Source organism: Embleya scabrispora DSM 41855 (assembly GCF_000372745.1).
In the GTDB taxonomy this organism is placed as follows: Bacteria; Actinomycetota; Actinomycetes; order Streptomycetales; family Streptomycetaceae; genus Embleya; species Embleya scabrispora.
Genome location: NZ_KB889708.1, coordinates 200,851 through 226,605, shown reverse-complemented (window position 1 = coordinate 226,605; position 25,755 = coordinate 200,851). Strand labels below are relative to the sequence as shown.

At 70.3% G+C, this 25,755-nt stretch carries 21 protein-coding genes; 10 read left to right on the top strand and 11 right to left on the bottom strand.

All coding sequences use genetic code 11. The features are described 5' to 3' along the window. Positions 1–190 precede the first annotated feature (190 nt). The 4 genes from A3IC_RS63375 (at position 191) to A3IC_RS0141920 (ending at position 4,893) form a co-directional block, all read left to right on the top strand. Positions 191–376, top strand: a complete 186-nt coding sequence (locus tag A3IC_RS63375; RefSeq protein ID WP_020556052.1) for a hypothetical protein — start codon at positions 191–193, stop codon at positions 374–376. Then, positions 373–1,359, top strand: a complete 987-nt coding sequence (locus A3IC_RS0141930; protein WP_020556051.1) for an ABC transporter permease — start codon at positions 373–375, stop codon at positions 1,357–1,359. Before A3IC_RS63375 ends, A3IC_RS0141930 begins: the two co-directional genes overlap by 4 nt. Before the next feature lie 2 nt (positions 1,360–1,361). Beyond that, the gene (locus A3IC_RS0141925) at positions 1,362–3,248 is read left to right on the top strand and encodes a dipeptide/oligopeptide/nickel ABC transporter permease/ATP-binding protein (protein WP_020556050.1); all 1,887 of its coding nucleotides are present in this window, start codon (positions 1,362–1,364) and stop codon (positions 3,246–3,248) included. A gap of 253 nt (positions 3,249–3,501) precedes the next feature. Beyond that, positions 3,502–4,893, top strand: a complete 1,392-nt coding sequence (locus tag A3IC_RS0141920; protein WP_106669168.1) for a serine hydrolase domain-containing protein — start codon at positions 3,502–3,504, stop codon at positions 4,891–4,893. A 387-nt stretch (positions 4,894–5,280) separates the two neighbouring features. Here A3IC_RS0141920 and A3IC_RS0141910 read toward each other — a convergent pair whose 3' ends face one another. Next, on the bottom strand, positions 5,281–6,003 hold the full coding sequence (locus A3IC_RS0141910) for a GNAT family N-acetyltransferase (protein ID WP_020556047.1): 723 nt from the start codon (positions 6,001–6,003) through the stop codon (positions 5,281–5,283). A 241-nt stretch (positions 6,004–6,244) separates the two neighbouring features. On the opposite strand from A3IC_RS0141910, the gene A3IC_RS0141905 reads away from it, so the two are divergent. Both A3IC_RS0141905 and A3IC_RS0141900 read left to right on the top strand, forming a co-directional pair. Continuing rightward, entirely contained in the window at positions 6,245–7,168 is a 924-nt protein-coding gene (locus A3IC_RS0141905) for a GNAT family N-acetyltransferase (RefSeq protein ID WP_026219347.1), read from the top strand. A 344-nt stretch (positions 7,169–7,512) separates the two neighbouring features. Further along, a complete protein-coding gene (locus A3IC_RS0141900; protein ID WP_020556045.1) occupies positions 7,513–7,974 on the top strand; it encodes a GNAT family N-acetyltransferase in 462 nt (153 codons plus the stop codon). Between the two features lie 222 nt (positions 7,975–8,196). On the opposite strand, the gene A3IC_RS0141890 is transcribed toward A3IC_RS0141900, so the two are convergent. The 3 genes from A3IC_RS0141890 to A3IC_RS0141880 all read right to left on the bottom strand — a co-directional run bounded on the left by A3IC_RS0141890 (position 8,197) and on the right by A3IC_RS0141880 (position 11,003). Further along, on the bottom strand, positions 8,197–8,664 hold the full coding sequence (locus A3IC_RS0141890; protein ID WP_040878109.1) for a cupin domain-containing protein: 468 nt from the start codon (positions 8,662–8,664) through the stop codon (positions 8,197–8,199). Between the two features lie 83 nt (positions 8,665–8,747). Further along, entirely contained in the window at positions 8,748–9,584 is an 837-nt protein-coding gene (locus A3IC_RS0141885; RefSeq protein ID WP_026219345.1) for an AraC family transcriptional regulator, read from the bottom strand. Positions 9,585–9,956: 372 nt separating this feature from the next. After that, positions 9,957–11,003 (bottom strand): Lrp/AsnC family transcriptional regulator, encoded by a 1,047-nt coding sequence (locus tag A3IC_RS0141880; RefSeq protein ID WP_020556041.1) that lies wholly within the window; start codon positions 11,001–11,003, stop codon positions 9,957–9,959. A 102-nt stretch (positions 11,004–11,105) separates the two neighbouring features. On the opposite strand from A3IC_RS0141880, the gene A3IC_RS0141875 reads away from it, so the two are divergent. The 3 genes from A3IC_RS0141875 to A3IC_RS0141865 are packed head-to-tail and all read left to right on the top strand — an operon-like array spanning position 11,106 to position 14,531. Continuing rightward, positions 11,106–11,306, top strand: a complete 201-nt coding sequence (locus A3IC_RS0141875) for a hypothetical protein (protein ID WP_020556040.1) — start codon at positions 11,106–11,108, stop codon at positions 11,304–11,306. Next, the gene (locus A3IC_RS0141870; protein ID WP_020556039.1) at positions 11,303–12,775 is read left to right on the top strand and encodes a sodium:solute symporter family protein; all 1,473 of its coding nucleotides are present in this window, start codon (positions 11,303–11,305) and stop codon (positions 12,773–12,775) included. The genes A3IC_RS0141875 and A3IC_RS0141870 overlap by 4 nt, the downstream gene beginning before the upstream one ends. 55 nt (positions 12,776–12,830) lie before the next feature. After that, positions 12,831–14,531 carry an amidohydrolase gene (locus tag A3IC_RS0141865; protein ID WP_079027026.1) on the top strand — a complete coding sequence of 567 codons (1,701 nt, stop codon included), beginning with the start codon at positions 12,831–12,833 and terminating at the stop codon, positions 14,529–14,531. Positions 14,532–14,696: 165 nt separating this feature from the next. Here the strand turns inward: A3IC_RS0141865 and A3IC_RS59655 are convergent, their stop codons facing one another. The 3 genes from A3IC_RS59655 to A3IC_RS0141850 all read right to left on the bottom strand — a co-directional run bounded on the left by A3IC_RS59655 (position 14,697) and on the right by A3IC_RS0141850 (position 17,019). Further along, positions 14,697–15,488, bottom strand: coding sequence for a S1 family peptidase (locus tag A3IC_RS59655; RefSeq protein ID WP_020556037.1), 792 nt, complete (start codon positions 15,486–15,488; stop codon positions 14,697–14,699). A gap of 614 nt (positions 15,489–16,102) precedes the next feature. After that, on the bottom strand, positions 16,103–16,354 hold the full coding sequence (locus A3IC_RS0141855) for a hypothetical protein (RefSeq protein ID WP_020556036.1): 252 nt from the start codon (positions 16,352–16,354) through the stop codon (positions 16,103–16,105). 350 nt (positions 16,355–16,704) lie between these two features. Beyond that, positions 16,705–17,019 (bottom strand): hypothetical protein, encoded by a 315-nt coding sequence (locus A3IC_RS0141850; protein ID WP_020556035.1) that lies wholly within the window; start codon positions 17,017–17,019, stop codon positions 16,705–16,707. 631 nt (positions 17,020–17,650) lie between these two features. Here A3IC_RS0141850 and A3IC_RS59650 point away from each other — a divergent pair. Further along, entirely contained in the window at positions 17,651–19,225 is a 1,575-nt protein-coding gene (locus A3IC_RS59650; protein WP_020556034.1) for a helix-turn-helix domain-containing protein, read from the top strand. A 1,783-nt stretch (positions 19,226–21,008) separates the two neighbouring features. On the opposite strand, the gene A3IC_RS0141840 is transcribed toward A3IC_RS59650, so the two are convergent. From A3IC_RS0141840 to A3IC_RS0141825, 4 genes are all read right to left on the bottom strand, one after another. Next, complete coding sequence (locus A3IC_RS0141840) at positions 21,009–22,412, bottom strand: M1 family aminopeptidase (protein WP_020556033.1); 1,404 nt, start codon at positions 22,410–22,412, stop codon at positions 21,009–21,011. A gap of 84 nt (positions 22,413–22,496) precedes the next feature. Continuing rightward, positions 22,497–23,015: a nucleoside 2-deoxyribosyltransferase gene (locus tag A3IC_RS0141835; RefSeq protein WP_020556032.1), complete on the bottom strand. Its 519-nt coding sequence runs from the start codon at positions 23,013–23,015 to the stop codon at positions 22,497–22,499. A gap of 109 nt (positions 23,016–23,124) precedes the next feature. Next, complete coding sequence (locus A3IC_RS0141830; protein WP_020556031.1) at positions 23,125–23,742, bottom strand: class I SAM-dependent methyltransferase; 618 nt, start codon at positions 23,740–23,742, stop codon at positions 23,125–23,127. Positions 23,743–23,784: 42 nt separating this feature from the next. Beyond that, positions 23,785–25,668: a hypothetical protein gene (locus tag A3IC_RS0141825; protein ID WP_020556030.1), complete on the bottom strand. Its 1,884-nt coding sequence runs from the start codon at positions 25,666–25,668 to the stop codon at positions 23,785–23,787. Positions 25,669–25,755 lie beyond the last annotated feature (87 nt).

Here is a 25,755-nt window from a genome sequence, read left to right as displayed (position 1 = left end):
CCCAACGGCGGTGACGTGTCCACGACAAGCACGGTCGCCACGAGACGTACCCCTTCCTCGTTGGCGCCGATCGGGCCCACACATCCGGATTTCGGCCTCCGCACGACCCCTCGAAACCGGGGATGACACCTGACCCCCTCCTCGGCCGCCATGTCCGACCGAGGGCGGTCCACCTCCTGCAAGGAGTCCCATGACAAGGACCATCCAGGTCGCGGCGCGGGACGTCGCCGACCGGAACGCCGCCGAGTTCGTGCTCGTGAAGCGTGTCGGCACGATCCCGTCCGCGAACGGCGCACTGCCTCACCACGGCAAGAGCGTCACGTTCGGCGGGGACGGCGGCGACATCACGTCGACGCGGTCGAGAGAGACCCGATGACAACCACACCGACGAGCCGCTTCGCCGATACCCGGCCCAACCCGTGGGTGACGTTCACACTCCGGCGCCTCGGCCGTCTGACGGTGTCGCTCGCCGTGCTGATCACGGCGTCGTTCGCGATGATCCACCTGGTACCGGGCGACCCGGTACGCGCCGCGCTCGGCGTCTCGGCCTCCCCCGAACTGGTCGAGGCACGCAAGCACGCGCTCGGCCTGGACCGGTCCCTGCCCGACCAGTTCGGGAGTTTCGTCGCCGGACTCCTCCAGGGTGACCTGGGCGAGTCGATCGGTGCCGGGATGCCGGTCGCCGAGATCATCTCCGACCGACTGCCCTCGACCATGCAGATCGCGGCCATCGCGTTCGTCACCACCATCGTCGTCGCCGTTCCGCTCGGCATGGCGGCGGGAGTTTTCACCCGCCACGGCCGCCGCCGACGCCTCGAACTGGCATTCGTCGGTGCCACCAGTGTGGTGGCCGTCCTCCCCGAGTTCCTGCTCGCGGTGGGATTGGCCGCGATCTTCGGAGCCCAACTCGGCTGGCTCCCGGTGGCGCTGAAGGACGGGCCCGAATCGTACGTGCTGCCGGTGCTGGCGCTTGCCATCGGCCCGGTGGCCGCGCTGTCGCGGATCGTGCGGGTCGAGACGCTGCGGGTGCTCGACGAGGACTACATGCGCACCGCCCGCGCCAAGCGGCTGCCCACGCGGATCCTCTACGTGCGGCACGCGCTGCCGAACCTGCTGACGTCCTCGCTCACCCTCGGCGGACTGATGCTCGCCGGGCTGCTGACCGGGACCGTCCTGGTGGAGAACGTCTTCGCGTGGCCGGGCCTGGGCATGACGATGGTCCAGGCCATCATCCAGAAGGACTATCCGCTGGTGCAGGGGGTCGTCCTCGTCTACGGCACCCTCGCGCTGCTGATCAACTTCACGGTCGACATCGTCCTCGCCATCGCCGACCCGAACTCCACGATCCGGGAGAGCTGACCATGTCGTTCACCCAACGCCTGCGCCGTACCCTGCGCACGCCGCTCGGCATCGTCACGATGTTCGCCGTGTTCGTGCTGCTGGTCGTCGCGATCATCGGGCCGATCTTCTGGCAGGACACCGCCGACCGCGTCGACACCACCGCGATCGGCCGGGGCGGCAGCGCCGAGCACTGGTTCGGCACCGACGCCTTGGGCCGTGACATCGCCGCGCGGATGATCGTGGCGACCCGCCTGACCCTCGAACTGACCCTCGGCGCCGTCGTGATCGGCGGTGTCGGCGGGTTCGTGCTCGGCACCCTGCCGACCGTGCTGGGCCCGCGCCTCGCGCGACTGGTCACCGCCCTGGTCAACCTGCTCATCGCGTTCCCCACACTGCTGTTCGTGCTGTTCCTCGCGATCGTCTTCGGCGTGGGCACGCACGGCGCGGTGCTGGCGATCGGCATCGGCATCGTGCCGACCTTCGCCCGGCTGATCCAAAACCTCGCGGCGTCGGTGGCGGGCTCCGACTACGTCGCCTCGGCGCGCATCCTCGGGGTGGGCCGCTTCCGACTGATCGTGCGGCACATCCTGCCCAACATCGCCGAGCCGGTCGCGCTGTTCCTCTTCCAGGCCGGCGCCGGCATCCTCCTCGCGTTCTCCGGCCTGTCGTTCCTCGGCCTGGGCGTACAGCCGCCGGACTACGACTGGGGCCGTCTGCTCAACGAGCAACTCAACCGCGTCTACACGCACCCGGAGTCGGCGGTGGGACCGGCGGTGGCGATCGTGCTGACCGGACTCGCGTTCAACCTGGTGGGCGAGGTGCTGTCGCAGGCCGGCGGGCGCCGCGGGCTCCGGACGGCGGCCGACCGGGACCACCGGGCCACGGTGCCGGCGCCGTCGGACGACCCGAACGGCACAGCCGGCGACGGGACCGGCCCCGCCCCGCTCCTCGAGGTCGACCGCCTACGCATCACCTTCCCCGGCGGCCATGTGGCGGTACGCGACGTGTCCTTGTCGGTCGCGCCGGGCGAGGCGGTCGGCATCGTGGGAGAGTCGGGCTCCGGCAAGAGCCTGACCGCGCTGGCCGTCGCGGGCCTGGTCCCATACCCGGCGCGGGTCACCGCGCGCTCGATCACCTTCGACGGTGTCGACCCGACGGCCGGTGCCAGGCTCGGCACATCGCTCTCGATGGTGTTCCAGGACCCGATGGCGTCGCTCAATCCGGCCCTCACGATCGGCAGGCAACTTTCCGAGGTCGCCGAGGTGCACCTCGGCCACAACCGGACCCAGGCCATGAAACGGGCCGTGGACCGGCTGCGCGCGGTGCGCATCCCCGACCCCGAGCACCGGTCGGGCATGCGCCCGAGCGAGTTCTCCGGAGGCATGCGGCAGCGCACGATGATCGCCATGGGCCTGATGGGCGAGCCCAGACTCGTCATCGCCGACGAACCCACCACCGCGCTCGACGTGACGGTGCAGGCGCAGGTACTCGCCCTGCTGCGGGACGTGCGCACGAAGTCGGGTGCGGCCGTGCTGATGATCTCTCACGACATCGCCGTCGTGTCCCAGGTCTGCGAGCGCGTGATGGTGATGTACGCCGGGCGGGTGGTCGAGGAACTGCCGACGGGCGATCTGGTCACCGGCACCGCGCATCCGTACACCCGTGCCCTGATCGGCGCCGTGCCCGACATGACGACCGACCGCGGACTGCCCCTCGTCACCATCGCCGGCCGCCCGCCGGGGCCCGGCGAGGACACTCCCGGCTGTCCGTTCGCGCCGCGCTGCGAACTGGCGACGGACCGCTGCCACACGGACGAGCCGGCGCTGGAGCGGATCGACGCCGCGCGCCGGGTCGCCTGCTGGCATCCGGTCATCACGCCGCCCGAGGCGCGGATCGAGACCGAATGAGCGGCTTGGGGCGTGCCGGTCAAGCACGGCGAGGATGAACCCCCCCAGGACCACCACCACTTTCCGGCAGGCCCCCGGCGTTGCGACCGTGTCGTCGGGGCCTGCGGCAGCGACCCGATGACGGCGCACCGCGGTCCGCATCACGCATGGGCTCGGACACCGACCGCGTGTGTACCCATACCACCATGCGCTCGCGGACCGCGGTACCACCGCGCGCATCCCGCCACCACCCGCAACCATCCAGGAGATACGCATGACCGATCAGACCACCCCTGCCGGCCCCCTCGACACCGCCCATTGGCAGGTTCTCCTCGACGAGTCGGCCGCCCGGCACGGCGTCCCGGGCGCGAGCCTGGGCATCCTGCACGGCGAAACCGTCACCGAGGCCGTCACCGGGTTCGCCAACCTCGACGCGAGGATCGAGGCCACCACCGACACGCTCTTCCAGATCGGCTCGATCACCAAGGTGTGGACGGCGACCGTGGCGATGGGCCTGGTCGACGAGGGCGTCCTGAGCCTGGACGAGCCGGTCGTCAAGGTGCTGCCCGAACTGCGCCTGATCGACGACGACCTCACGCGCAGCGTCACGCTGCGGCACCTGCTGAGCCACACGAGCGGCATCGACGGCGACTTCTTCGTCGACACCGGCCGCGGCGACGACTGCCTGGAGAAGTACACCGAACGGCTCGCCGAGGTAGGCGTGAACCACCCGCTCGGCGCCACCATGTCGTACTGCAACTCCGGCTTCAACCTGATCGGCCGCATCATCGAACGGCTCACCGGCGAGAGGTGGGACGACGCGATGCGCAAGCGCCTGTACGAACCGCTCGGCCTCACCCACACCGTCACCCTGCCCGAGGACGCGCTGCGCTTTCGCACCGCGATCGGACACACCGGCAGGGGCGACGACCGCACGGTCGTCCCGCAATGGGGCATCGTCCGCAGCGCCGGCCCGGCCGGCCTGATCTGCTCGACCCCCCGCGAAGTCCTGACCTTCGCCCGACTGCACCTGAACGACGGCGTCACCGCCGACGGCACCCGCGTCCTGTCCACCGCCGGCGCCCGGCTGATGCGCGAGAAGCAGATAGACCTGCCCAACGGCCACACCCTGGGCGACTCCTGGGGACTCGGTTGGATCCTCATGGGCTGGGACGGGCAGCGCCTGTACGGCCACGACGGCGCTACCCTGGGCCAGTCCGCGTTCCTTCGCGTCCTTCCCCACGCCGGACTCGCCGTGTGCCTGCTCACCAACGGCGGTGACAGCAAGGCCCTTTACACCGACCTGTACGGCGAGATCGTCGAGGCCCTCGCCGGCGTGAGGGTCCCCACGCCGCTGGAGCCCTCCGGCGGCCCGCTGCCCGCCGATGCGGAAGACCACCTCGGCGTGTACGAGCGCGAGGCGGTCCGCGTGGAGGTTCTGGGGCACGACGGCGCGCTGACGATGCGCACCACCATCACCAACGGGATCACCACGGGCAGGCAGGAGACGTCGGCGATCGAGTCCGAATTGCGGCCGGTGGAAGGCAACGTGTACGCGACGCGTTTTCCGGGCCTCCGCGACTGGACGCCGGTGACGTTCTACCGACTCGCCGACGGCTCCCCCTACCTGCACTCCGGCGTCCGCGCCACCCCGAAGGTGAGCTGACCCGGCGGGTGTTGCCGACCCGGGTCAGGGGATCACCGGCCGTCCCGGACGATGGCTGCGGCCCGTACGACCGGGGGCATGCGCAGGACGGGGTCGGCCAGGACGGCGAGGTCCCGCAGGCGTCCGCGAACAGGACGACGAGGTCGGCGCGGGCGCCGATCGCGAGGGTGCCGATGTCGGCCCTTGCGGTCGAGGAGCCGTGCGGCGTTGGTGGTGGCGAAGCGGACGACGTCGCCGTATCCGGATTCCGCTCGACGCACGCGACGTGCACGACCACCCGGTCGGGCGATGGGCCGCGGTGCAACGCAGGGGAGCAGGCAGCCGAATGCCTGGGCAAGGACCGGCTGCGCAAGGTCGTCATGCTCGCCGCTTGCGGGTGGGCGACGTCTACGCGGCGGAGTCCGGTGAGACGACGTCCCATGTCCCGAAGCGGGTCAGGCCGGCCGATCCGGCCGCCGCGACCGAGGCGTGGTTGTCGAGTTGGCAGCGGTACTGCGGCTGGTAACCCCGTGCGAGGGCGTGCCGGGAGATCGCGCGCACCAGGCGGCGGGCGTGGCCCCGGCCCCGATACGGCGGGAGCGTCAACACACCGAGGTCGGCCGGCGGCGCGTCGTCCCAGGGGTACATGCTCGCCACGCACACCGGCCGCCCGTCCTCGAACGCCCCGTAGACCGCCCAATGGTCCGGTTCGACCTGCGCGTCGTCGCGATCCTGTTCCGACGCCGCCTTCTCGAACACGTCGAACGCCGGCCTGTCGTCCTCGGTGAGCGGGCGGATCGAAGGGCCGTCCGGTTCGCCGAGCAACGTCTCCCGGGCCGCGTCGGTGAAGTAGAACAGGTTGTCGGCCCCGTGCAGCCGGATGCCGGCCTTTTCCAGTCGCTGCCGGAAGCCGGTTTCGTCGACCCGCCGTCCGTCGTCCAGGTGCATCGTCTCCGCTACCGCCGGGGTGAGCAGAACCCGCGTCCTCCCGTCGGTCGTGGTGAGGATGGTGAGCCGTTCGTCCTCGTCCAGGGCGGTGTCCGCGGTGACGCTGAAGGCGCCGTCCTCGTAGAGGAGCCGACTCGTGGGGGAGGGAGTCAGCCAGAAGTCGGTGATGGTGGAAGGGAACACGTCGGGTGCCTTCTGTTCGTAGTGTGCGGCCGTCGGGCTGCCGAGCCGTTCGACGGTCGGTGTGAAGTCGGCGCGGGCGGCGCCCGAACCGGTGTGGCCTGCGGGGCGGTCACCGGACCGCGAGCGAGTTCCGATTCGAGGCCGGGAACGCGGCCCGGCAGGCCGTGTGAGGTATCGTCAGCGGCATACCGCATCGCATGGCGGCCTCCTTCCTCGCAGTGAATCCGTTCGGAGGTCCTTCATGCCTGCTCTCACCGTGCGCCCCTTTCATCGTGACGATCGCGACCAGTTGACCGATCTCGTCAACGCGCATGTCGCCGCCGTCGTGCCCGGCGTGTCCGTGTCCGTCAATACCGTTCTGGGGCAACTCACCCGGCGACCCGACGAGTTCGTCACCGATCCGTGGGTGGCGGAGCGGGTCACCCTGGTCGCCGAGCAGCTCGGGTCCGTGGTCGCCGCCGCGCATCTGCTGCGCTACCGCGACGACGCCGAGGTCGGCCCGGACCTTCGCGGCGCGGGCGAGATCGCTTGGTTCGTTTACCGCCCGCCGGCGTCGTTCCGGCCCGACTCCGAGGCGGCGGCGGATCAGCTCATGGCCGCGTGCCTGGCCCGGTTGGCGCGTTGGGACGTGCGGGTGCGCTACGCCGACGGAACCCTGCCCGCGCCCGGGGTCTACGGCCTGCCCGACGTGTGGCCACACGTGCGGGCGGTCTACGAACGGGCCGGCTTCCGGCACACCGGCCACACCGAGGTGGTGTTGCTCGCCGAGGTCGCCGACCTGCTGTCGCTGCCCACCGAGCCGTCGCTGCCCCGACCGGCCGTGCGGCGCACGCTCGGCGAGTGCGGAACCCGGCTGACGGCTCACCTCGACGGCCGTGTCCTCGGCTTCGTCGAGGTCGACACCGCCCTCGACCGGCCCGAACGGCTCGCCCGCAATGGGGCATTGGCCGACATCGGCAGTCTCGTCGTCGAACCGGACCACCGCGTCGACGGGTTGAGGGACTGGCTCTTGGCCCAAGCGGCCCAGTGGCTCCGCCTGGCCGGGGTCGACCGTGTGCTCGCCTACGAGTCGGCCGACGACGCGGACGAGATCGGGCGACTGACCGCCGCCGGCTTCCGCGAGCTGACCCGTACCGACCGAGGGTGGGAGCATCGGCAGGGGTGACGCGGCGAAGGTCCGGACGGGGACGTCCCCGTCCGGACCCGGGTTCCGGGCGTAGTGGGTGGTGTGTGTGCGTCCGTCCAGGAGGGCGAGGGAGGGGGCGCCGAGCACGCGGAGGTAGGCGCCGTCGGGTTGGGAGGTCATCTCGTTGCGCAGCCACGTAGGAGGCCGCGAATCTCTTCACCCAAGCCCGAGCGACGGCCCAGGCCGACGTTGCCCGCGACAACGCACGCATCGCTTCCGGGAGAAGTCCACGCTCCACGGACGATGACCCCGTGGAGTCCGCGCACGCCCGGTCATTCGAAATACGGATGCCCGTCGATGCGGGGCCCGGTAGGAATACGGCCATGTCGATTCGTGTGCAACTTGCCGACCTGAACCGCGAGAACTGGGAGGAGGTGATCGATCTGACGGTATCCCGAGAACAACGCGACTTCATCGCACCGAACCTGTACTCGATCGCGGAGAGTCGTTTTCTCCCGGGCTTCGTGACCAGGGCGGTGCTACACGAGGGGCGCACGGTGGGCTTCACGATGTACGGGCCCGACCCCGACGACGGGGAAATCTGGCTCTACCGCTTGATGATCGACGAGGACCATCAGCGGCGGGGCCTGGGTCGCGCCGCTCTCCGGGAGATCGTCGTACACGTGGGGGAGGTGTTCGGCGCACCTGTGCTGCGGCTCGGTGTGCGCGCGGACAACGTCGCGGCCAGGGCGCTGTACATCTCCGCCGGTTTCGTTCCCACCGGGCAGACCTTCGGCGACGAGGAGGTCTTGGAGCTTCGCTCGTTCGGTGAGGCCGGGGCCTGACGGGTTCGCACCGCCCCGGCCACCGACCGTGCCCGACACCGACTCGGCCACCGAGACGTTCGCGGCCGCGATGCGACGCAGCCGGGCCGCGCCTGCCGTCAGGCAGAATCGAAAGGCGGCCTCGGCCGGGCACCTACGCGCCTGCTCGGGTGGCGTCGTCCAGGTAGTCGACGCTGAACCGCGCACGGGTGAGGCTGTCGCCCGGGCACGCGATGCGTGTCGTCACGGCGCTTCCAGGCCGGACGTGCCGGCGCGTTCGGTCGGGCGGGTATCGGTCCGAGGACGGTGGTCGGTGCCGACGCCGGCGGTGATGGTCAGGATGGACGTCGGCCCCGCCATGTCGACCACGTGCCATATCCCGGCCGGGTTGATGGTGGCCTCGCCCGGCCCGAGCAGAACGCGGTCGAGCACCCCGTCCACGTCGCGGGTGACCGTCGCCGACCCGCTGAGGCAAACGACCAGTTCGTCACCGGCAGGGTGGCGCTCCCAATGGTCGCCGGGGCCGTCGCCGTCGAAGATCATCACCATCCGGCCCTCGGCGCCATCCGCCACGACCGCGGCGCTGTAGGCCCGCAGCACCTCCGGGTCCCAGGCGAAGCCCTCGACGGGCTTCGCTCTCGATCCCAGCCCGAGGTGCACGGGGGTGGCCCGCAGGTCGATGGCGTTGTGTTCGTGGTTGACGAGTCTCATGCCGGCGATCGTCACACGACAGCGATCGGGTGGTCTTGAAGAAAAGGGAACAGCGGCTGACGCGACGGGCAGTCGATTGGCGACTACCCGGTCCCGAGGAGGACTTCGCCACGACGCCAGGCCGTCGGCGATCGGTTCGTGAACTCGCGCCAGTCCCGCACGAGATGGGCCTGGTCGGCGTAGCCGGAGATGGTCGCCACATCGGCCCACGGGAGCGGGTCCCGCGCCGTCGCCAGTTCGTGCGCGTGCTCGAAGCGCAGAACTCGGGCGAACGTCTTCGGTGACAGGCCGAACTCACCGCGAAACCGCTCGGTGAGGTGCCGACGGCTCCAGCCGAGTTCCGCGGCGACCGCACCGACCTGGACGCGGCCCCGCTCGGCGATGAGGCGGCGCCATGCCTCGGCCACCTCGGGGCGCACCCGGGGCACACGGTCGCCGCCTGCGCCACGGCCGACGGCTCGGAGGAGCAATTCGTCCAGCACGGTGAACCGCGCCGCCCATGTCATTGCCGCTCGGAGCCGGTCGACCAGCTCGACGCCAAGCGCTCCGAGAAGCTCGTCGAGTGGGACCAGTCGATGGGCGAGCACACCGGCCGGCATGCCGTAGATGGCCCGAGCCCCGAGCGGTGTCAGCGACACCTTCACACCTTGCCGGCGTCCGTCGTGGTGGATCGCGACGGACCGGCACATCAGACCGCCGGCGACGCCGATGAATCGGGTGACCGGTGACCCGTCGTCAACGCCCGCCGCCACCTCCAAAGGTTCCGACAGGCTGATCACCGCAGTGAGCGCCCGGCTCGGCGGTCCGCAGTGCACCCCCGCCGGGAGCCCGCGGAAGTCGAAACCGACATACGAGTCCACGTACCGCCGCAAGGCGGGCGCCGGACGCGCACCGATCCCGGTGGCCGTGTGGTCCTCCACGCTCCTCAGTGTACGAGCCGGCGGGATCAGCACCCGGACCGCGAAACCCCGGCCCCGCAGTCGTCCGAATCCCGGCTCGGTCAGTCTTCCCCGCCCACGGTGAAGGACCCGGCGGAACGGCCGGATTCCCCCGACCGGGCCCTTCGCGGGTGTCGACGACCGAGGCGCGGACACCCGCGAACGCGCGGTGATGCGCCGGACGTTCCTTCCACCACGCGGCGGATCACCGGGGCCGGCTGCCGGGCGGCCGGTCGGTGAACCGGTCGCGACGTTGCCCGCTCCGGTAGGCGCGGGCCCTCGCGTTCGACCAAGGGGGGTGAATCTTGTCCCAGCGGGCCGAGCGCACGCGTACCCGAGCCGAGGGCCAAGCCGTCATGCCCAGATATCCATCGGCACGAACCCCGTGCTGCGTCCCTCGTGGTCCAGAAGGTGGCCCATTCGCTTGGCGTTGGCCAGCGTCAACCACCGGTCCTCGATGGTGAGTTCGGGGAATCGCTCGGCGAGGTGCGCCTCCAGGCGGCGGGTGTCGGGAATCGAGCGTACCCAGGCGGTGATCAGCAGGCTGTGCCGTGCCGCGATCGCGGCGCACATGCGGACCTCGGCCACCGCGGCGATCGACGCGCCCACGCGGGCCAGTTCGGCACTGGGGACGTTCGCCAGGTAGTGCACGAACACCGGGAACCCCGAGACACTGTGCGCGATTTCGCAGCGTGGCACGACGCTGCCCTCGCGAAGCATGCGCGTCACCCGCCGGCGTACGGTCGACTCGCTCATGCCCGTGGCCTCGGCCAGTTCGCCGTAACCGAGACGCCCGTCCGCACCGAGCGCGATGAGCAGTGGGCGGTCTTCGGGGGCGATGGTCCCGATGCCCGTCGGCGGTGTGTCGTCGCCCGGGCGCAACAGGCTGCGCTGGTGGAGGTCGAGGGAGCGCAGGTCCCAGCGGCTGCCTTCGGTGAACAGGTGGGTGGCGATCATGCTGCGGATGGCGGTGACGCCTTCCTGCGCGCCGATGACCTCGATCGCCAGTCTGGACAGAGCGGTGAGGTCGGCGACCATCACGGTCAGCAGGAGGTCGGTACCGCCGGACACATGCTCGATACCCGTGATGCGCGGGTCGCGCAGCAGGCGCTCGGTGACCGCGCGCACCTGTGCGGGATGACAGTCGACCTCGACATACGCCGAGCAGTTGACCTGTAGGACGAACGGGCCGCCGTAGGCGGTCACCCACGCCAGGCCGCGTGAGCGCAGGCGTTCCCAGCGGCGCGCGGCGGTGACGGCGCTCATGCCCAAGGCTTGGCCGATCAGGGTCCACGATGCGCGCGGTGCCGCTTGCAGGGCGTTGACCAGCGCCAAGTCGGTCTCGTCCAGGAGGGTGGGCCGCAGCTCGGCGGTTGGCGCAAGATCGACGGAATACTTCATCAAGAGCCTCCAGATGACTCCTATCAACAAATTTCTCGGGATTCTATCCGTAAGTTTCATGCTCCAGGGGTTCGCGAAATACGACGACCCCAGGAGCGACCCATGCGTGTCGCAGTGCTTCTGCTGATGGTGCCCGTGACGGCGCTGCTGGCGACGGTGTGGCTGCCGTTCGTCAACGCTCCGCACATTTGGCTTGGCATGCCGTCGATGATGACCTGGAGCGTGGGCTGGGTGATCGCCCTCACTCCCGCACTCGGGTACGTCGAGTACCAGCGCACGCGCCGGAACGGGGGCGACCGATGAGCACGACCCTGGCCGTTTCCGTCGTGGGCATGCTGCTGATCGCCGGGCTCGGCGTGTTCGGCCGCCGCAAGCCGGCCGCAAACCTTGAGGAATGGACGGTCGGCGGGCGCCGCTTCGGCGCCGTGACGACCTGGTTCCTCCAGGCCGGCGAGGTCTACACGACCTTCACGTTCCTCGGTCTCGCCGGCCTGGCGTACGCGTCGGGCGTCGGCGTCGTCTACGCGCTGCCGTACCTTCCCCTCGCGTACGTCGGCATGTACGTCGTCGCGCCGCTGGTGTGGCGGCTCGGCAAGGACCGCGGCTACCTCACCCAGGGCGACTTCTTCGCCGACCGCTACGGCAGCCGCGCCCTGGGCACGCTGACCGCGGTGCTCGGCGTGGTTTTCCTGCTGCCCTACCTCCAGCTCCAGATCACCGGCCTCGGCTTGGTCGTCGAGTTGGCCACCGGCAACAGCGGCTCCGGGACGGCGAGCATGATCGCCGCGTCCGTGCTGATCACCGGCTTCGTGCTGTGGTCGGGCATCGGTGGCGTGGCGCGTGCGGCGTACCTGAAGGACGCGCTCATGGTCCTGGTGCTGATCGTGTTGGCCGTCGCCATCCCCGCGCACTACGCGGGCGGCCTCGGCGAGGTCACGCATCGGCTCGCCGACACGCACGCGGCCAAGCTCACCGTGCACGACGGGCCGTTCGACCGCACCTGGTTCTTCACCAGCATGGTGACCAGCCTGGTCAGCGTGATGTTCATGACCATGCCGCACGGCTGGCCCGCGGTACTGGCCGCCAAAGACGAGAAGGCCTTGCGGCAGAACAGCATCTGGATCCCGTTCTACAGCGCCAGCCAGGCGATCCCGATGCTGATCGGGTTCACCGGCATCCTGGTCGCGGGCGCGGCATCCGGCGGCCCCAGCGGCGTGCTGCTGTACCTGACGAACGGCGCCATGCCCGACTGGTTGGTCGGCATCGTCGTCACGGCGGCGGCCGCGTGCGCCATGGTGCCATCCGCGGCGATCGTGCTCGGCATGTCGTCGCTGGTCGCCCGCAACATCGTGCGCACCCGCAGCGAACGCTCGGGCCTACTGGTCAACCACACCACCGTCGTCGGCGCCGTCGGAGTGGCGCTGGTCCTGGCCATCGAGCGGCCGGACGCCCTGACGAACCTGCTGCTGCTGACCTACTCCGGCCTCGCGCAGATGGCGCCCGGACTGCTGTACGCGCTGACCGGCCGCCGCCCGCTCGTTGGCGCGTGGTCGGTGGCGGCCGGAATCCTCGCGGGCGAAGCGGTGGTGATCTGGCTGACATTCGGCGACGACGGCCACGCCGTGGACACCAACCACGTCAGCGCGGGGCTGATCGGCCTGGCCGTCAACCTCGCCGTCGGCCTCCTTACCGAAGCCGCTCGACGCCTGCCCGCCCACACCCGGCCGACAGCCGACGCGATCACGCGCCCGACGGAGAAGACGGCCGCGTGAGCCCGGCACCGGCCGAGGCCCGGACCAGGCGACACGACAAGGAACAAACGGACGAATGGCACACGAAATGACGGCCCAAGGCATCCACGGCAGCACGGCGTCCGCTCCGACGCACGCCCTGCCCCACCCGGACGAACCCACCGCCAGGATCTTTCGATCCCGCCGCATCATCACCCTCGCCGACTCGGGCGGCGCCGCGACCGCCGAGCCGGAGGCCTTCGCCACCTTCGGAGACCGCATCATCGCCGTCGGAGACGTCGCCGACCTGCGGCTGCGCCTGCCCGGAGCCGAGCTGGTCGACCTCGGCGACGCCGTCGTGGTCCCGGGCTTCAACGACGCGCACTGTCACCCCGCCGGGCTGGCGGACACCCGCCTGCGGGTGTCGCTGGCCCCGCGGACCCTGGCGGCCGTCGGCGGATCGCGCGACCCGCTCGCGGAGCGCGTGCGAGCGACCCCGCCCGGAGACTGGGTGGTGGCCGAGGGATACGACCCCCAAGCCGACCCGCAAGGCCGCCTCGACCGTGCGGCCCTCGACGCGATATCCACCGAACACCCGGTCCTCGCGGTGCACTTCTCGTGCCACATGGCCGTCGCCAATTCCCGCGCCCTGGAACTCGCCGGCTACCGTGACACCGACCCCGACCCGCACGGGGGCACGCTCGGCCGCGAAGCGGACGGTCGGCTCGATGGGTGGATGTACGAGGGCGCGTGGTTCGACCAGTGGTTCCGCCCGAGCGGCGCCCCCGAGCTGCTGGGCGAGTTCACCCTCGACGACCTGGTCCCCTCGTTCGCCGAGGTGGTCCGCGAGTTCCATGCGGCGGGCATCACCTCCTGGTGCGACGCGCTGGTCTCGCCGCGTGAACTGCGGCTGTACCAGGAGGCCGCGCACCGCGGGGTCCTCACCGCCCGTGTCGGCATGCTCATTTGGCACCGCTACTTCCCGAGCCTGGCGCGGACCGGACTGCGCACGGGATTCGGCGACGAGCGCCTGCGGCTGGTCGGCGTCAAACTCATGATCGACGGCGCGCTCGCGGGCGGCACCTGCCTGTGCCGCGCCCCGTACCCCAGCCAGACAGGCACCGACAACGGCATCCAGCTCATGACCGACGAGGAGTTCGCCCGAACGGTCCTCGCCGTCCACCGGGCCGGCAGCCGTGTCGCCGTGCACGCGAACGGGGACCTGGCCGTCGGCAAAGTCCTCGATGCCATCGAGGCTGCCCGCGCCGACCACCCGGCGTACGCGGGGATCAACCACCGCATCGAGCACTGCAGCCTCGTCGACGACAGCCTGGTCGAGCGCATCGCCGCGGCCGGAGTCACGCCCGTGCCGTTCGGCTCGTTCGTCCATGACCACGGCGGCAAGCTGCGCGGCTACTACGGCGACGAACGCGCCGCCGCGGCCTGCGGCCACCGCCGCTTCCTCGACGCGGGCATCACCGTGGGCGGCTCGTCCGACCACCCGGCCGGCCCCCTGCCGCCGCTGCTCGCGATCCGCACCATGGTCACCCGGCAGACCCGCGACGGCGAAGTCCTCGGTCCGGACCAGCGCATCAGCGCCCGCGAAGCCCTGGCCGTGTACACGACCGGCTCCGCCCACGCCACGGGCGAGGGCCGGCTGAAGGGTCGCCTCGCCCCGGGCATGCTCGCGGACTTCACCGTCCTGGGCGATGACCTGTTGGCCATCGCACCCGAACACATCGCGGACATCCCGATCCTGTCGACGTGGGTGGGCGCCCGGCAGGTGTGGGGAGCGTAGGGGCCCGACCGTTCGCCCGCGAAGTCCGGGTCCCTCGACGGTACTCGTGTCGTTCCCGCGCCTGCGGTTTCCTGAAATTACCGGACGGGCCGAGCCGCCGCATCCTGCGGCGACTCGGCTCTGTTTCACAATCGTCCGGCCTGCTTGTCGATGTCGATGTCGATGTCAGCCGGTCGTAGCAGCGGCCGGCGCATTCAGCCCGAAAATCGTGGAGTAGACCCATGTGCGGTAATGCGTGATATCCGTGTAGACCTCCGGGGCGTCGGCGCACGATTCGCCCAGCCCACGACTGTCGTTTCCGACGAGAGTCCAGATGCCGTACACCTTGCGCAAAGCCGGTCCGCCGGAGTCGCCATTACAGGCCGCAGCGGTGTGCTCGTGGTCGTCCACACACAGTTCGCCGGTGGTGATACCGCACGAAGCGTTCGGGAGCAGCGCACTGTCGAGTTGCCGCAATCCCTTCGGGAGCGAATTCGGATCCCCCGCGATCGTTCGGCCCCACCCGAGCATGCGGACGGTCGCGCCGGGCCCACCCGGACCGGGACCGATCAGCGCCGGTATCCGGTTTACGTCACGGTCGAGTTCGAGAAGCGCGATGTCGCCCACGGGATCATCGCCGGTGGCCCAGTCCCAGGTGGGATGCACCTTGATCGAGGCGACGTTCGCCACGACACCGCCGGTGGTGCGGTCGAGCGAACCGACCCGCACGTGGTAGAGCGAAGGGTCGTTGGGCGCGACGCTCGGATAGGTGGTCACGCAGTGTGCCGCAGTCTCCACCCAGCGGGAGGCGACCAGTGTTCCGGTGCAGGTGTGATGGTTCGGGTCGTCCCCCCGAGCCACCTGGATCGATACAACGAACGTGTACGGCTCACTCGCCGGCGCACCACCGACGATGGACGGAGTCACCTCCCCGGCCTGGGCAACGGCGGGGAGCGCGGCCAAGAGAGCCGCGGCCACGCCGATCGCTGCGCCTGTCGCGAGTGGGCCTCGCCTGCCATGCCGGCGCCCGTCGTCTCGCCTACGGGTCGATTTCCCTAACATAGCGTCTCCTTGGATGGTTGGTACCACCGGCGAAGCCGAGTCCGCCATTCGCCGGGCCTCACTCCTACCGTGCCTTGTCATGCCATGCGCGAGAGAAATAGAAGACGGCCGGGCAGCGGTGCGAGTGAGTGCGTGACATGTCCGACCCGTGGTCGGTCGACTTCACGAGAGAAGGAACGAGCCGACCGTTCCGACGTATTCGCATCTGTCGCCACCGACGGGTCATCCCATCACGATGTGGATGCCGCGTATACGTCTCGGACCGGATCGGCCGAAAACGGATGTCATCGCGTATTCGGGATGGCGGGCGCCGAGGTGGCCGGGAGCCACGATATCGAGACAGCATTTCGACCGTCGGCAGGGCACGTTCCGACCGACGCACGAGGAACTCGCCCCCGTGGGAACGGTCGGTCCGTCGGATGGCGTACGTCCAGGTCGACTAGGCCGCCCTCGCCGTCCGGCGGGAGGATCGCCGCTGTGCCGGCACGGTCGTCGCGCGGCTCCCGTTGCCCACACCCTCTGGTGTGTTGTCAGCGGATGAAGAGCCGGTATACGCCGATAGGTTCGTAGGAACACTTCCACTCGTTCCAGCCCTCGCGCTGGTACTGCTGGCCGGCATCCACGCATGTGCTCCAGTTGACGTAGGTGTCCACGAAGAGCCACCCGCCGGACTGGGCCGCGACGGGAGTGGGGGGCGAGGCGGCCGCCACGGCAGAGGTGCCCTGAGCGGACATGGCCCCAAGGGCGACCAACATGGCCAGTAGGGTTGTCATCTTGCGCATTTCGGACCTTCTTTCGAGGGGTGGGACGCGTGCGGGCGCGCTGGAGGAAATGCCCGCGCACAGAGGGCACTTCACACACCGTCAGGTCGAAGTGGGCGTGGTCGGAACCCTAGGGATCCGCCAGTGGACGATCCAGAATCAATCCGCCCCGCGACGCGACCTCCGGGTATCGGATTCGTCCCCGAACGGCCTCGTGAGACGGCGGACGACGGTAAGCGGGGCCGCTGGAGGTGACGGCGGGCGGGACCGAGAGGACGCGCCTCCCGCCCCGAGCCCGCATCTGCTGGGCCGCTCCCGCCCGCCCGCTCCGCTCGCCGATTCGCGTTGCCCGGCTTCGTGGTCGACCCCGGTCACCGAGCCCGTTCACACGGACGCGCTCCTGTGGGGGAACTCGGGAGGGGGACGCCGGCGGAGGACGCGTCGAGACCGAGCGGGACATGGGCACCCAGGACGATCTCGATCACGACCTCGGGCGCGCTGTCGGCGAAGGAGCGACCGTTGCGCTGCCCGGACGCGAAACGGGCGGCTGTGTCGATCTTGTACCCCGGCACGTCGGGGCACAGTTGGTCGTGAACCCGCTCCGCGTGGGGGGACGGGTCGTCGACGCTTCCCATGGTGGTCACCGTGGCGGTGGTGTCGCGCACGATGGACGGGCCGTACAGCACATGGTCCTCCTCGGGACGGGTCGCGTTGCAGCCGATGTCGCGCTCGCGTCCTCGCGTCGGCGATGGACCCGCCGAGCGTTCGGAGCCGCGTTGTGTGGCGTGGGTGGGGCCGTCGGGCCCATGCCGGAAAACCTAAGCCGGGTCCGACCCGGACGCGAGGTTCAACCTGCCCGGCCACGTGCGGCGGCGGTTTCAAAATCGCCGCTTACTTGTCGTTCAACCCATATGGCACGGTGAAGGGTTGATGGGCGACCTTGTCCGTACGGTGGTGTCGATCAGGGGCCCGCCACATGGACTGGCCCATTCGCGAAGGAAATGAGACCCGTCTCCGAGCCGTGGGGGATATAGTTCCGGCGCGCGTCCTCGGCGCGCTCACACCCGAAGTGGGTTCGGTGCCGCATGACTTCCCTTGTCAGTCCCTCGCTCGTGCGGATGCTCCATCGGGCCGGCGGACCGGTGGCCGTCACGGCCGATGGCGCCCCGTCGATCGGCAGCCCGAAGGTTCGCCGGACGCCCCGCGCGCGTGGGTGTCGTGGCCTCGGTCTACAGAAGCACGGGGTGGGCGGTCGCGGTGCCGCCTCGGTGCCCACCCGCCGTAAGTGACGTCACGGGTTCCGAAAGGTGTCCTCACGTGAGTACGGAACGCCCGAGGGCCGAGTCCCCGGAGACCTCCTCGCACGTCGATCACGAGCGCCGCGCCGCCGATGTGTTGACCATGCATCGACTCTCACGGAAAGCCGACGGAGGGCAAGCCCTCCTGCAATGGCTCGCCCGGCACACAGGCTGCTGGGTCGGGCTGTTCGATGCGGTCGGGAATCCGATCGCCGGGGCGTCGCGGCGGCCCGACCATGCCGAGGTCGCGACGGTCGTCGAGGGGCTGACCCGGCTGCGCGACCGCGACCTGCGCACCATCGTCCTGGACGCCGGCACCACCGAGGGAGGCGTGTTGGTGGTCGCGGATGGCCCGGGCAGCCGCTGCGGACTCGTGGTCGCCGTCCTGGGCGCACGCGCGGTCCTCTCGCCCACAGTGGCGGACGCGGCCATCATGCTCGGCGGCTGTAGGCGAGCGGCGGAGAACGAACGCACCCGGCGACGGGTGGAGGCCGCCGACGCACGCGGTCGCGAAGCGGTCTTGCACCTGCTCATGTCCGGCCACCTGGCGACCGCGAAACAGATCGCGTCGACGCTGTCGCCCCCGCTGCACGATCCCGCCCGGGTATATGTGGTCGAGTGCAAGAACGATCGACGGCGCGAGGTCGTCGAAGCGTGCACCGAACTGACCGCGGGGCGGGCGTGGATCGTGCGCTGCCCCGTCTACGTCGAGCACGTGATCGTGATCGAGGCCGTCCCACCGGACACCGGGACCGAGGACGCTTCCCCGTTGGCTGCCGGCCTCACCGCGCGCATCGACACGTGTGTGGTCGGGGCCGGCGAGCCGCTGCGGCTGCACGAGACGGCCTTGGGCTACGAACAGGCCTTCCACGCCCTGGCGACGGCACGCGGTCTGTCCCGACGATGGGCCGGCTTCGACGCGACGCTGGAGCTGTCCGCGGTCATCGGCCGGGACGGCCTCGGCTGGGCCGACAGCCTGCTGCGGCCGCTGACCGAACACGTTCCCGCCCGCAGTTCGGCGCCCACCGGTCAGGAACTGGAGGCCACCGCGCGGTCCTGGCTCACGTTCTCCACGGCCGCGACCCGGCATCTGAAGATCCACCGCAATACCCTGCTCGCGCGATTAAGCCGGATCGAGGAACTCCTCGACCTCGACCTGGAGCGCGTCGGCGACCAGGCGAAGCTCGACCTCGCCTTCCGCGCCCGAGCCGTACCGCGCGGGCCGGACGCGGATTCCGCCGAGTCGCCCACCGCCGCATCGACGCCCACCTTCGAGGAACTACTGGGCACGGCCGCCGCGCGGCGCTGGGCCCTGGCCCGGATGCGACCCCTCCGCGAGTCGCCCAACGCCGAGCCGCTAAAGGCGATCCTGGCAGCGTGGCTGAGCCACGACGGTCGGCTCAGCGCGGCCGCCGAGGCGCTGGGCATCTCCGTCACGGGCGCGCGCAAGCGCCTGATCAAGGTCGAACAGACCCTGCACAGATCCTTGTTGAGCTCGCCGAGCGCCCGCCACGACCTGTGGCTGGCCAACCGAATCCTGGCCGGGGACCGCCGGGCCGAAGGCGAGGATCGAGCATTCCCCACACGGGAATAGGCACCCCGCGACAACGCCGACTGAACGCTCTCCACGAAGAACCGCGTCGACCAAAACTCGCCCGCCCGGCCGACGAACGAGCGTCGACCCACCGCTCCACGTCGCCGCGGGGCCAGGCCCGGCCGCCCCGAACCGCGGCCATACGGCCGGAGTCGGAATACTCCGAAGGTCCGGCTGCCGTACGGCGCGATGTTCCGGCCGCAGGGGTGGTCCAGCCGGATCGGTACATATGGTGATCGTCGAAATCATCAGGAAACGTAAATCGACTCGAGCTTGAGAATTCCCCGCGAGAACAAAGTCGCACACGATCTCTTTACCGTCTGCAAACCCTCATTCTCGTCGCCTCCATGCACTATGGTTCACGTGCGTCGCCATCCAGCGCACGTGTTTTATCCGAAGGAAGGGAAACGATATGCGCATGCGTACGCTATTCCTCGGTGCGGGGGTCGCCATCGCGGCGGTTTGTACCCTCGGCGCTCCCGCACAAGCGGCGGATTCCGCGCCCTCTCAGCCGGCGGTCTGGGTGCCTGCGGACGCTCCCGCGGTCTGGGTTCCGTCCGGGCCGGCCGTCTGGGTTCCGTCCGGGCCGGCTGTCTGGGTTCCGTAGCTCCGGTGGGCTGATCACTCGCTCGATCGGCCCGTATCCGGTCGATCGGGGAGTGGGTGGCCCCATCTGCACCTCGCGGCGCCGGACCGATGGACAGTAGTGGCCCTGACTCCAGGCTTTCGTCGGTTTCATCGCCGATATGGGGCCAGGTCGGGGCACCTCGGCACGTTCAGCCGGGGAAATGTACCAGCGCGAAGGCTGGGAGCTGTGATTGCGCAGGATGTCGTAGTCGCACTTCCACGAGTTCCAGCCCTCGCGCTGGTATCGCTGCCTCACGTCCACACGCTTGTTCCGCTCGATGAAGACGGCGGCGATCCTCCAGCCGGCTGCCGGCGTGACTGGGGTGTCGAGTTCCACCTGAGCGGGAGTGGAGGCGGTGACCGTCGGCTACGCAACTCTCGAGGCTGCGGCCTGGGCGGGGACGGCGCTTGCACTCGCCGCCGCGACGACGATTCCGGTGGTCACAATTACGGCACGCTTGAAACGCGTGAGGATCTTCCATCGGAATTCGGCTGATCGAGGTGGATCCGAAGGACTTTCTCGCGGCCGTGGCAGATGTCCACATCGGCGCACCGCCGGGATGATATCGGCAGCATATGGCGACACGAGATCCCCGGCCGCTTCCGCCGTAGGGGTATCCGGTCAGGCTGAGCGATGTATTTCGGCGTCGGGCGGTTGGGTTCGAATTCTCCCCTTCCGTGGTCGTGGCCCGCCCGCTGGTAGCTGTGGGCGATATTCATGTGAGCCCCACGTCGGCTCGCGTTGACCCATGAGTCCTCGGGGGAGTCGGCGGTGACCCTGTCGACCGTTCGTCGCCGCGCCGTGTGACGTGGGTGGGGACCATCGGGCCCGCACGCGAAAATCTAGGCCGGGTCCGGGCCGGTCGCGAGGTTCAACCTGCCCGGCCACGCGCGGAGGCGGTTTCAATTCCGTGCGCGCCGAGAACGAACGTGACCCACGACGTTCGACGTCGACGGCATCGAGTGGCACGCGGCGGTGGGAGGCGGCCACATCCCATCCGTCTCGGGGTCTCGCGGAGGACGACATCCGCCCGGCGGCGGCCCTGCGCCCCGCGTCGGCGGCCCGGCTCGAAGAGGTGACCCGAAACCTGGAGACCGGAGCGGAACACCGCGCCTGACAAACCCGGTTCGAGCCCGAGCGGACGCGCGGACCCGTTCAGCCGTCGATGCGGTGCCGTGCCCAGAACGGCGTCAGGTCGTGGGTGCCGGCCGCCGCCTGGGCCGCGTGCTTGAACTCGGCCGTCGTGGAGATCCCGTACCAGTGGTCGGCGGCGTAGCCACGCAGCAGCGTCTCCATCGGGGCATCGCCGATCAGTCGCCGGAGTTCGTGCAGGGCGCACTTGCCGTAGTCGTAGACGACGGCCTCGTAGCGGGACGGGTGGGCGTCCCAGTACCGCATCGAGTCGGTGAGCCGTTCCGTCGGCGCGGCCCAGGAGAAGCCGTCTCGGCAGCCGTCGCCGGTCCTGCCGAGGGCGAGGTCGGTGGCGTATTCGGAGAACGACTCGTCGAGCCAGGGGTCGTTGTACTCGTCGTTGCCGACGATCCCGTACCACCACTGGTGCGCGATTTCGTGGACGAGTGCCGTGGACCGGACCCGGTCCAGGACGAAGCCCGGGTACTCCATGCCGCTGAACCACAGATCGTCGTCCAGGACGACGTCCAGTTCGGCGTACGGGTAGACACCGAAGCGCCCGGCGTGGGCGTCGACGCTCGTCAGCGCCACGTCCAGCATGGCCCTGGCGTCGGACGGGTCGATGCCGTCGTCCGCGTGGACGTTGATCCGGACCCCGGTGGCGGAGGTGCCGGAGATGGCGGCGAACGGCCCCGCGGCCCACGCGAAGTCACGGACCTTGCGCGCCGTTGCGGTGGTGACCGTACGACCGGGCGCCCCCGGGGACTCGACCGAGGTGCCGGTGGCGGGCACCCGGAGGCGCGCGGGGTGGTCGAGGGTGACGTCGAAGTCCGCCGCGAGGGAGTAGAAGGACTCGCCGTGGTCGGTATAGGGGTCCAGATGCGGGCCCGCAGCGTCCCGAATCGCCAGCAGCGGCAACGCGTTGCCGAGCATGGCGTGCTCGCCGTCGTGGCCGAACCGGTCGACGCGGTCCGGGACTTCGATCCGTAGATCGAAGGCGATCGAGGTGCGCTCGCCGCGGCCGAGCGGCTTGGACAGGACGATCCGCAGGGCCGTGCAGTCGACGGACAGGGCCACCGGGGTGCCGCCGGCGACCTCGGAGACCGTGATCGGCGGCGCCGCACACGTGCCGTGCGCGTTGTCCCACAACCGCAGGTACACCTCGGCGAGCGGATCGGCCGAGGCGTTGGTGAAGCCCACCCGCTCGTGGCCGGTCCACACGCGGCCCGTGGCGTCACCGGCGAGGTCGACCGTGTACGAGGGCGCCGCGGGTGTTCTCACCAGGTCCGCAGGCGCCCGCACCCCGCCCGCGGCCGGCGCCTCATCGCGCACCGACGCGACGCTCGGGACAGAGCCGGAGCCCGAGTTCGCCCCGACCCCGCCGAGCAGTGTGGCGACGGCAACGAGCACGGCCGTGGCGATTCTCATCGAATGATCCCCGTCGGGTCGGCGGCGTTCGAAGGCAGACGGCCGGGCGTGACCCGGCCGCCTGCCGGTGTGGCGGCGCGCGGGTCAGCTCGCCCGGGCCGTCTCGCGGTGGCGGGACACCGCCCGGTGCAGTGCCAGGTCGAGTTCGGGCAGGGCTTCCGCGACGTCCGTGTACTCCACGTACTCCACGGTGGCCACCGTGTGCAGCCCCTGGACCAGGAACGTGTACTCCCGTCCCCGCTCCAGCATCAGCACGATGGGTTTGTCGAAGGCACTGGCCCAACCCACCTCGATGTGGGTACCCGGCGAGGCGGGGAAGCCCGGGAGCGCGACGAAGACGTCGGCCTTGCGGATCTCGTCCTGGTCCAGCGGGGTGCACTGGTCCGGTCGCATCAGCTCCGCACCCCACGCCTCGCGGCGATGCGCGTTGTGGACGGCGAGCCCACGCGCCTCGAAGTGCTTGATCAGGATGTCGAAGGGCGCTCGTGCCTGCTCGGGCATCTCCCCCGTGGCCGGGTCCAAGAGTTGGATGAAGGGCCCGGCCAGGAACAGCGAAGCCACGTCGAGGCCGCACAGGTAGTCGGTAGAGGGGGCGGTGGTCATACGGCTGCCTCCGGATTGGGGACGTGGGGATGGCGTGGGACGAGGTGCGGCGCCGCGGCGCGCGCCGCCGGCCGCGGGTGCCGGGCCGGCGGGCGGCGCCGGCTCGTGGTCAGGTCTTGCGGAAACACTGGATGTAGGCCTGGCCGCTCGTGCCGTAGGTGTACTCGGTGGTGTCGTACGCCCGGTACGGGTGGGACTCGACCCGGATGCTCCGGAAATGCGGCAGGTATTGCCAACGCAGTTCCGGCTTGGTGCTGAAGAAGGGGATGAACACCCCGCCGGGGCGCAGCGCCCGGACGACCTCCGGCATGGTCTTGGCCCACAGGGCCTCGTCCTTCCAGACCTCCATGTCCAGGGCCGGGTCGAAGAACATCCCGTCGAGGCTCTCCGAGGGCAGTTCGAAGACCCGCTCGAAGAAGTCGCCACGCTCGATGGCGAGATTGTCGGGCAACGAAGGGTGCCGACTCCGGAAGAGGTCCTCGACCTCGCCGAAGAGTTCGAGCACGGTGTGGCTGCGAGTGGCCGGGTTGCCCGCGATCCGCAGTGCGGACAGCCCCAGGCCCAGGCCGACTTCGTAGAAGTCCCGGCCGTACTCGCACAACATGTCGGCGCTCGCCCACATCAGATCGCGTTCCCAGGCCTGCATCGCCTGCTCGCCGCCGATGTTCAGCGTCACCTCGCCGTCGGTCTCGACGAGTTCGATCTCGGGCTTGGACCGGGTTTCCATCACATTCGTCCTTTGTAGTGGCGGGGTGGGGTCGGATTCGGCTCAGGTACGGCGCGGCACGACGCCGAAGTGGCGGCGGGCCGTGGAGACGGCGAGGTCCTGGACGGCGAAGACGGTGAAGTAGTACGCCTGCGGCGCGGTGTCGGCGGCGAAGCGCACCCGGAAGGCCACGTCCCGAGGCCGGTCGTGGCCGGCCCGGATCCTGACCACGCCCGGTTCCACCGTGGTGTCCTCGCGCAGGTAGGTGGGCACGAACAGCCCCAGGCGCACGGGTCCGGTACGGGCGACCTCGACGGTGGCGCGTACCTCCAGCACGCCGCCCTGCTCGACCTCGTCGTGGGCGTAGGCCAGCAGGGAAGGGGCTTCGGGGACCCGGAAGGTGACGTCGCCGCAGCGCATGCAGACCGCGCAGATCGTGTCCGACACGTGCGGGAGCAGCCCCCGCCGGGTGAACTCCTGGGCGGGACGGCCGCAATGGCAGGTCACCTCGTGCACCTGCGGGTCCAGCGAACTGCGGTCCCCGAAGTGCGCGGGGTAACTCATGATCTCGTTCTCGGGGTTCGCCGCGACCTGTTCGGTGATCACGTGGTCGAGCGACTGCAGGTCCGCCGTGAGCGAGGAACGGATCTCGTCGGGCGACTGGTCGGCGAGATGGGTCGGCCGGGACACCCACAGGTCCACCTTGCGCGCGAGCTTGACCAGCCTGGGGCGCAACGCGTGGTTGTGCGGCAGCAGTTCCGAGGTGAGCAGGGTGGTCAGGCGTCGTCCCACGGTCAGTACGAGCGGGTCGGGGCGGTGCTCTGCGGGGGGCGGTGCGGCGGGCGCGTCGCCTTGCGGGAGACCGAAGCGCATGAACGCGGGGTAGGGGTGCGATCCGGCGAGGCTGGCGTTGAGGGTGTCCACGGAGTCCGCGCCGGACAGGGCCGCGCGCATCCACGCGACGTTCTCCGGCCGGTCGGAATCGTGTACCGAGACGGCGGAGACGACGGTGCGGGCCGGGCCGTCCAGGGCGTTGAGCAGCAGCTGGTACCTGGGGTCGTACAGCGCGAGATCGGCGAGCGGACCGCTGTTGCAGGCGCTGAGCACCACCTCGACGGCTTCCACCCGGTTGAGCGGGACCAGCTTGTCCTCGGGCTTGTAGCAGGGCAGTCCGTACGCGCAGCGCGGGCCGAGCAGTCCCGCGCGGGCGGGGGCGGCGGGGTTCAGGCCGCAGATGGTGAACTCGCCGAGGTTGACGCTGTCGTCCTTGCCGTGGCCCTGGAACGCCACCCGGCGCCAGCGCGTGCCGAGGATCTCGGCCTGGATGTCCACGCGTTCGAAGTCGCGGTCGTCGAAGACCCGGACGCCGTCGGAGTGCGGCGGCCGGTCGGTGTCGGTGAACAGCCCGATCGCGTCGACGCCGGGCGCCACGGTCGCGTACTGCTTGGCCACGTTCCAGGCCACCGAGGCCGCGTCGCGTCCGCTCAGCAGCGTCAGCCCGGGCTCGCGGTCACGGTAGGTGGTCAGCAGCAACGCCCGGACCGGATCCAGGTTGAGCCGGTCGTAGCAGCCGACCATCAGCAGCGTCCCGGGGTGTCGACGCCGGAATTCGGCGGCGTCCGCCAGTTCCTCCTCGGCCACCCAGGTACGGGCCAGCGGGCGGGCGAGCGCCGGTACGCCGTCGGGCAGGTCCTGCGGCCCGAGCAGGACTCCGACGTCCAGCGGGCGCGGGAGTTCGACACCGTCGTACAGGCGGGCGGCCAGGTCGACGGCGTGCGTCAGATCCGGGCGTCCCACACCCGGCACGGGGACCGGGGTGTGCCCCGGTGCGGCCAGGAAATCGGCGACGGCCTGAGGCAGTTGCCCGACCTCGACCACACCGAACAGCGCAGGGGCCGGGGTTGGATCCGAGCGGTCGTGTGTTTCGGTGACGACGGGGGCGTTCATGACGGGTGACCTCGACTTCCGTGGGCTGACCCGGCCGGGAACGGGTCGACCGGGGTGGGGCAGACGGGCTTCACGCACCGCCGGCGG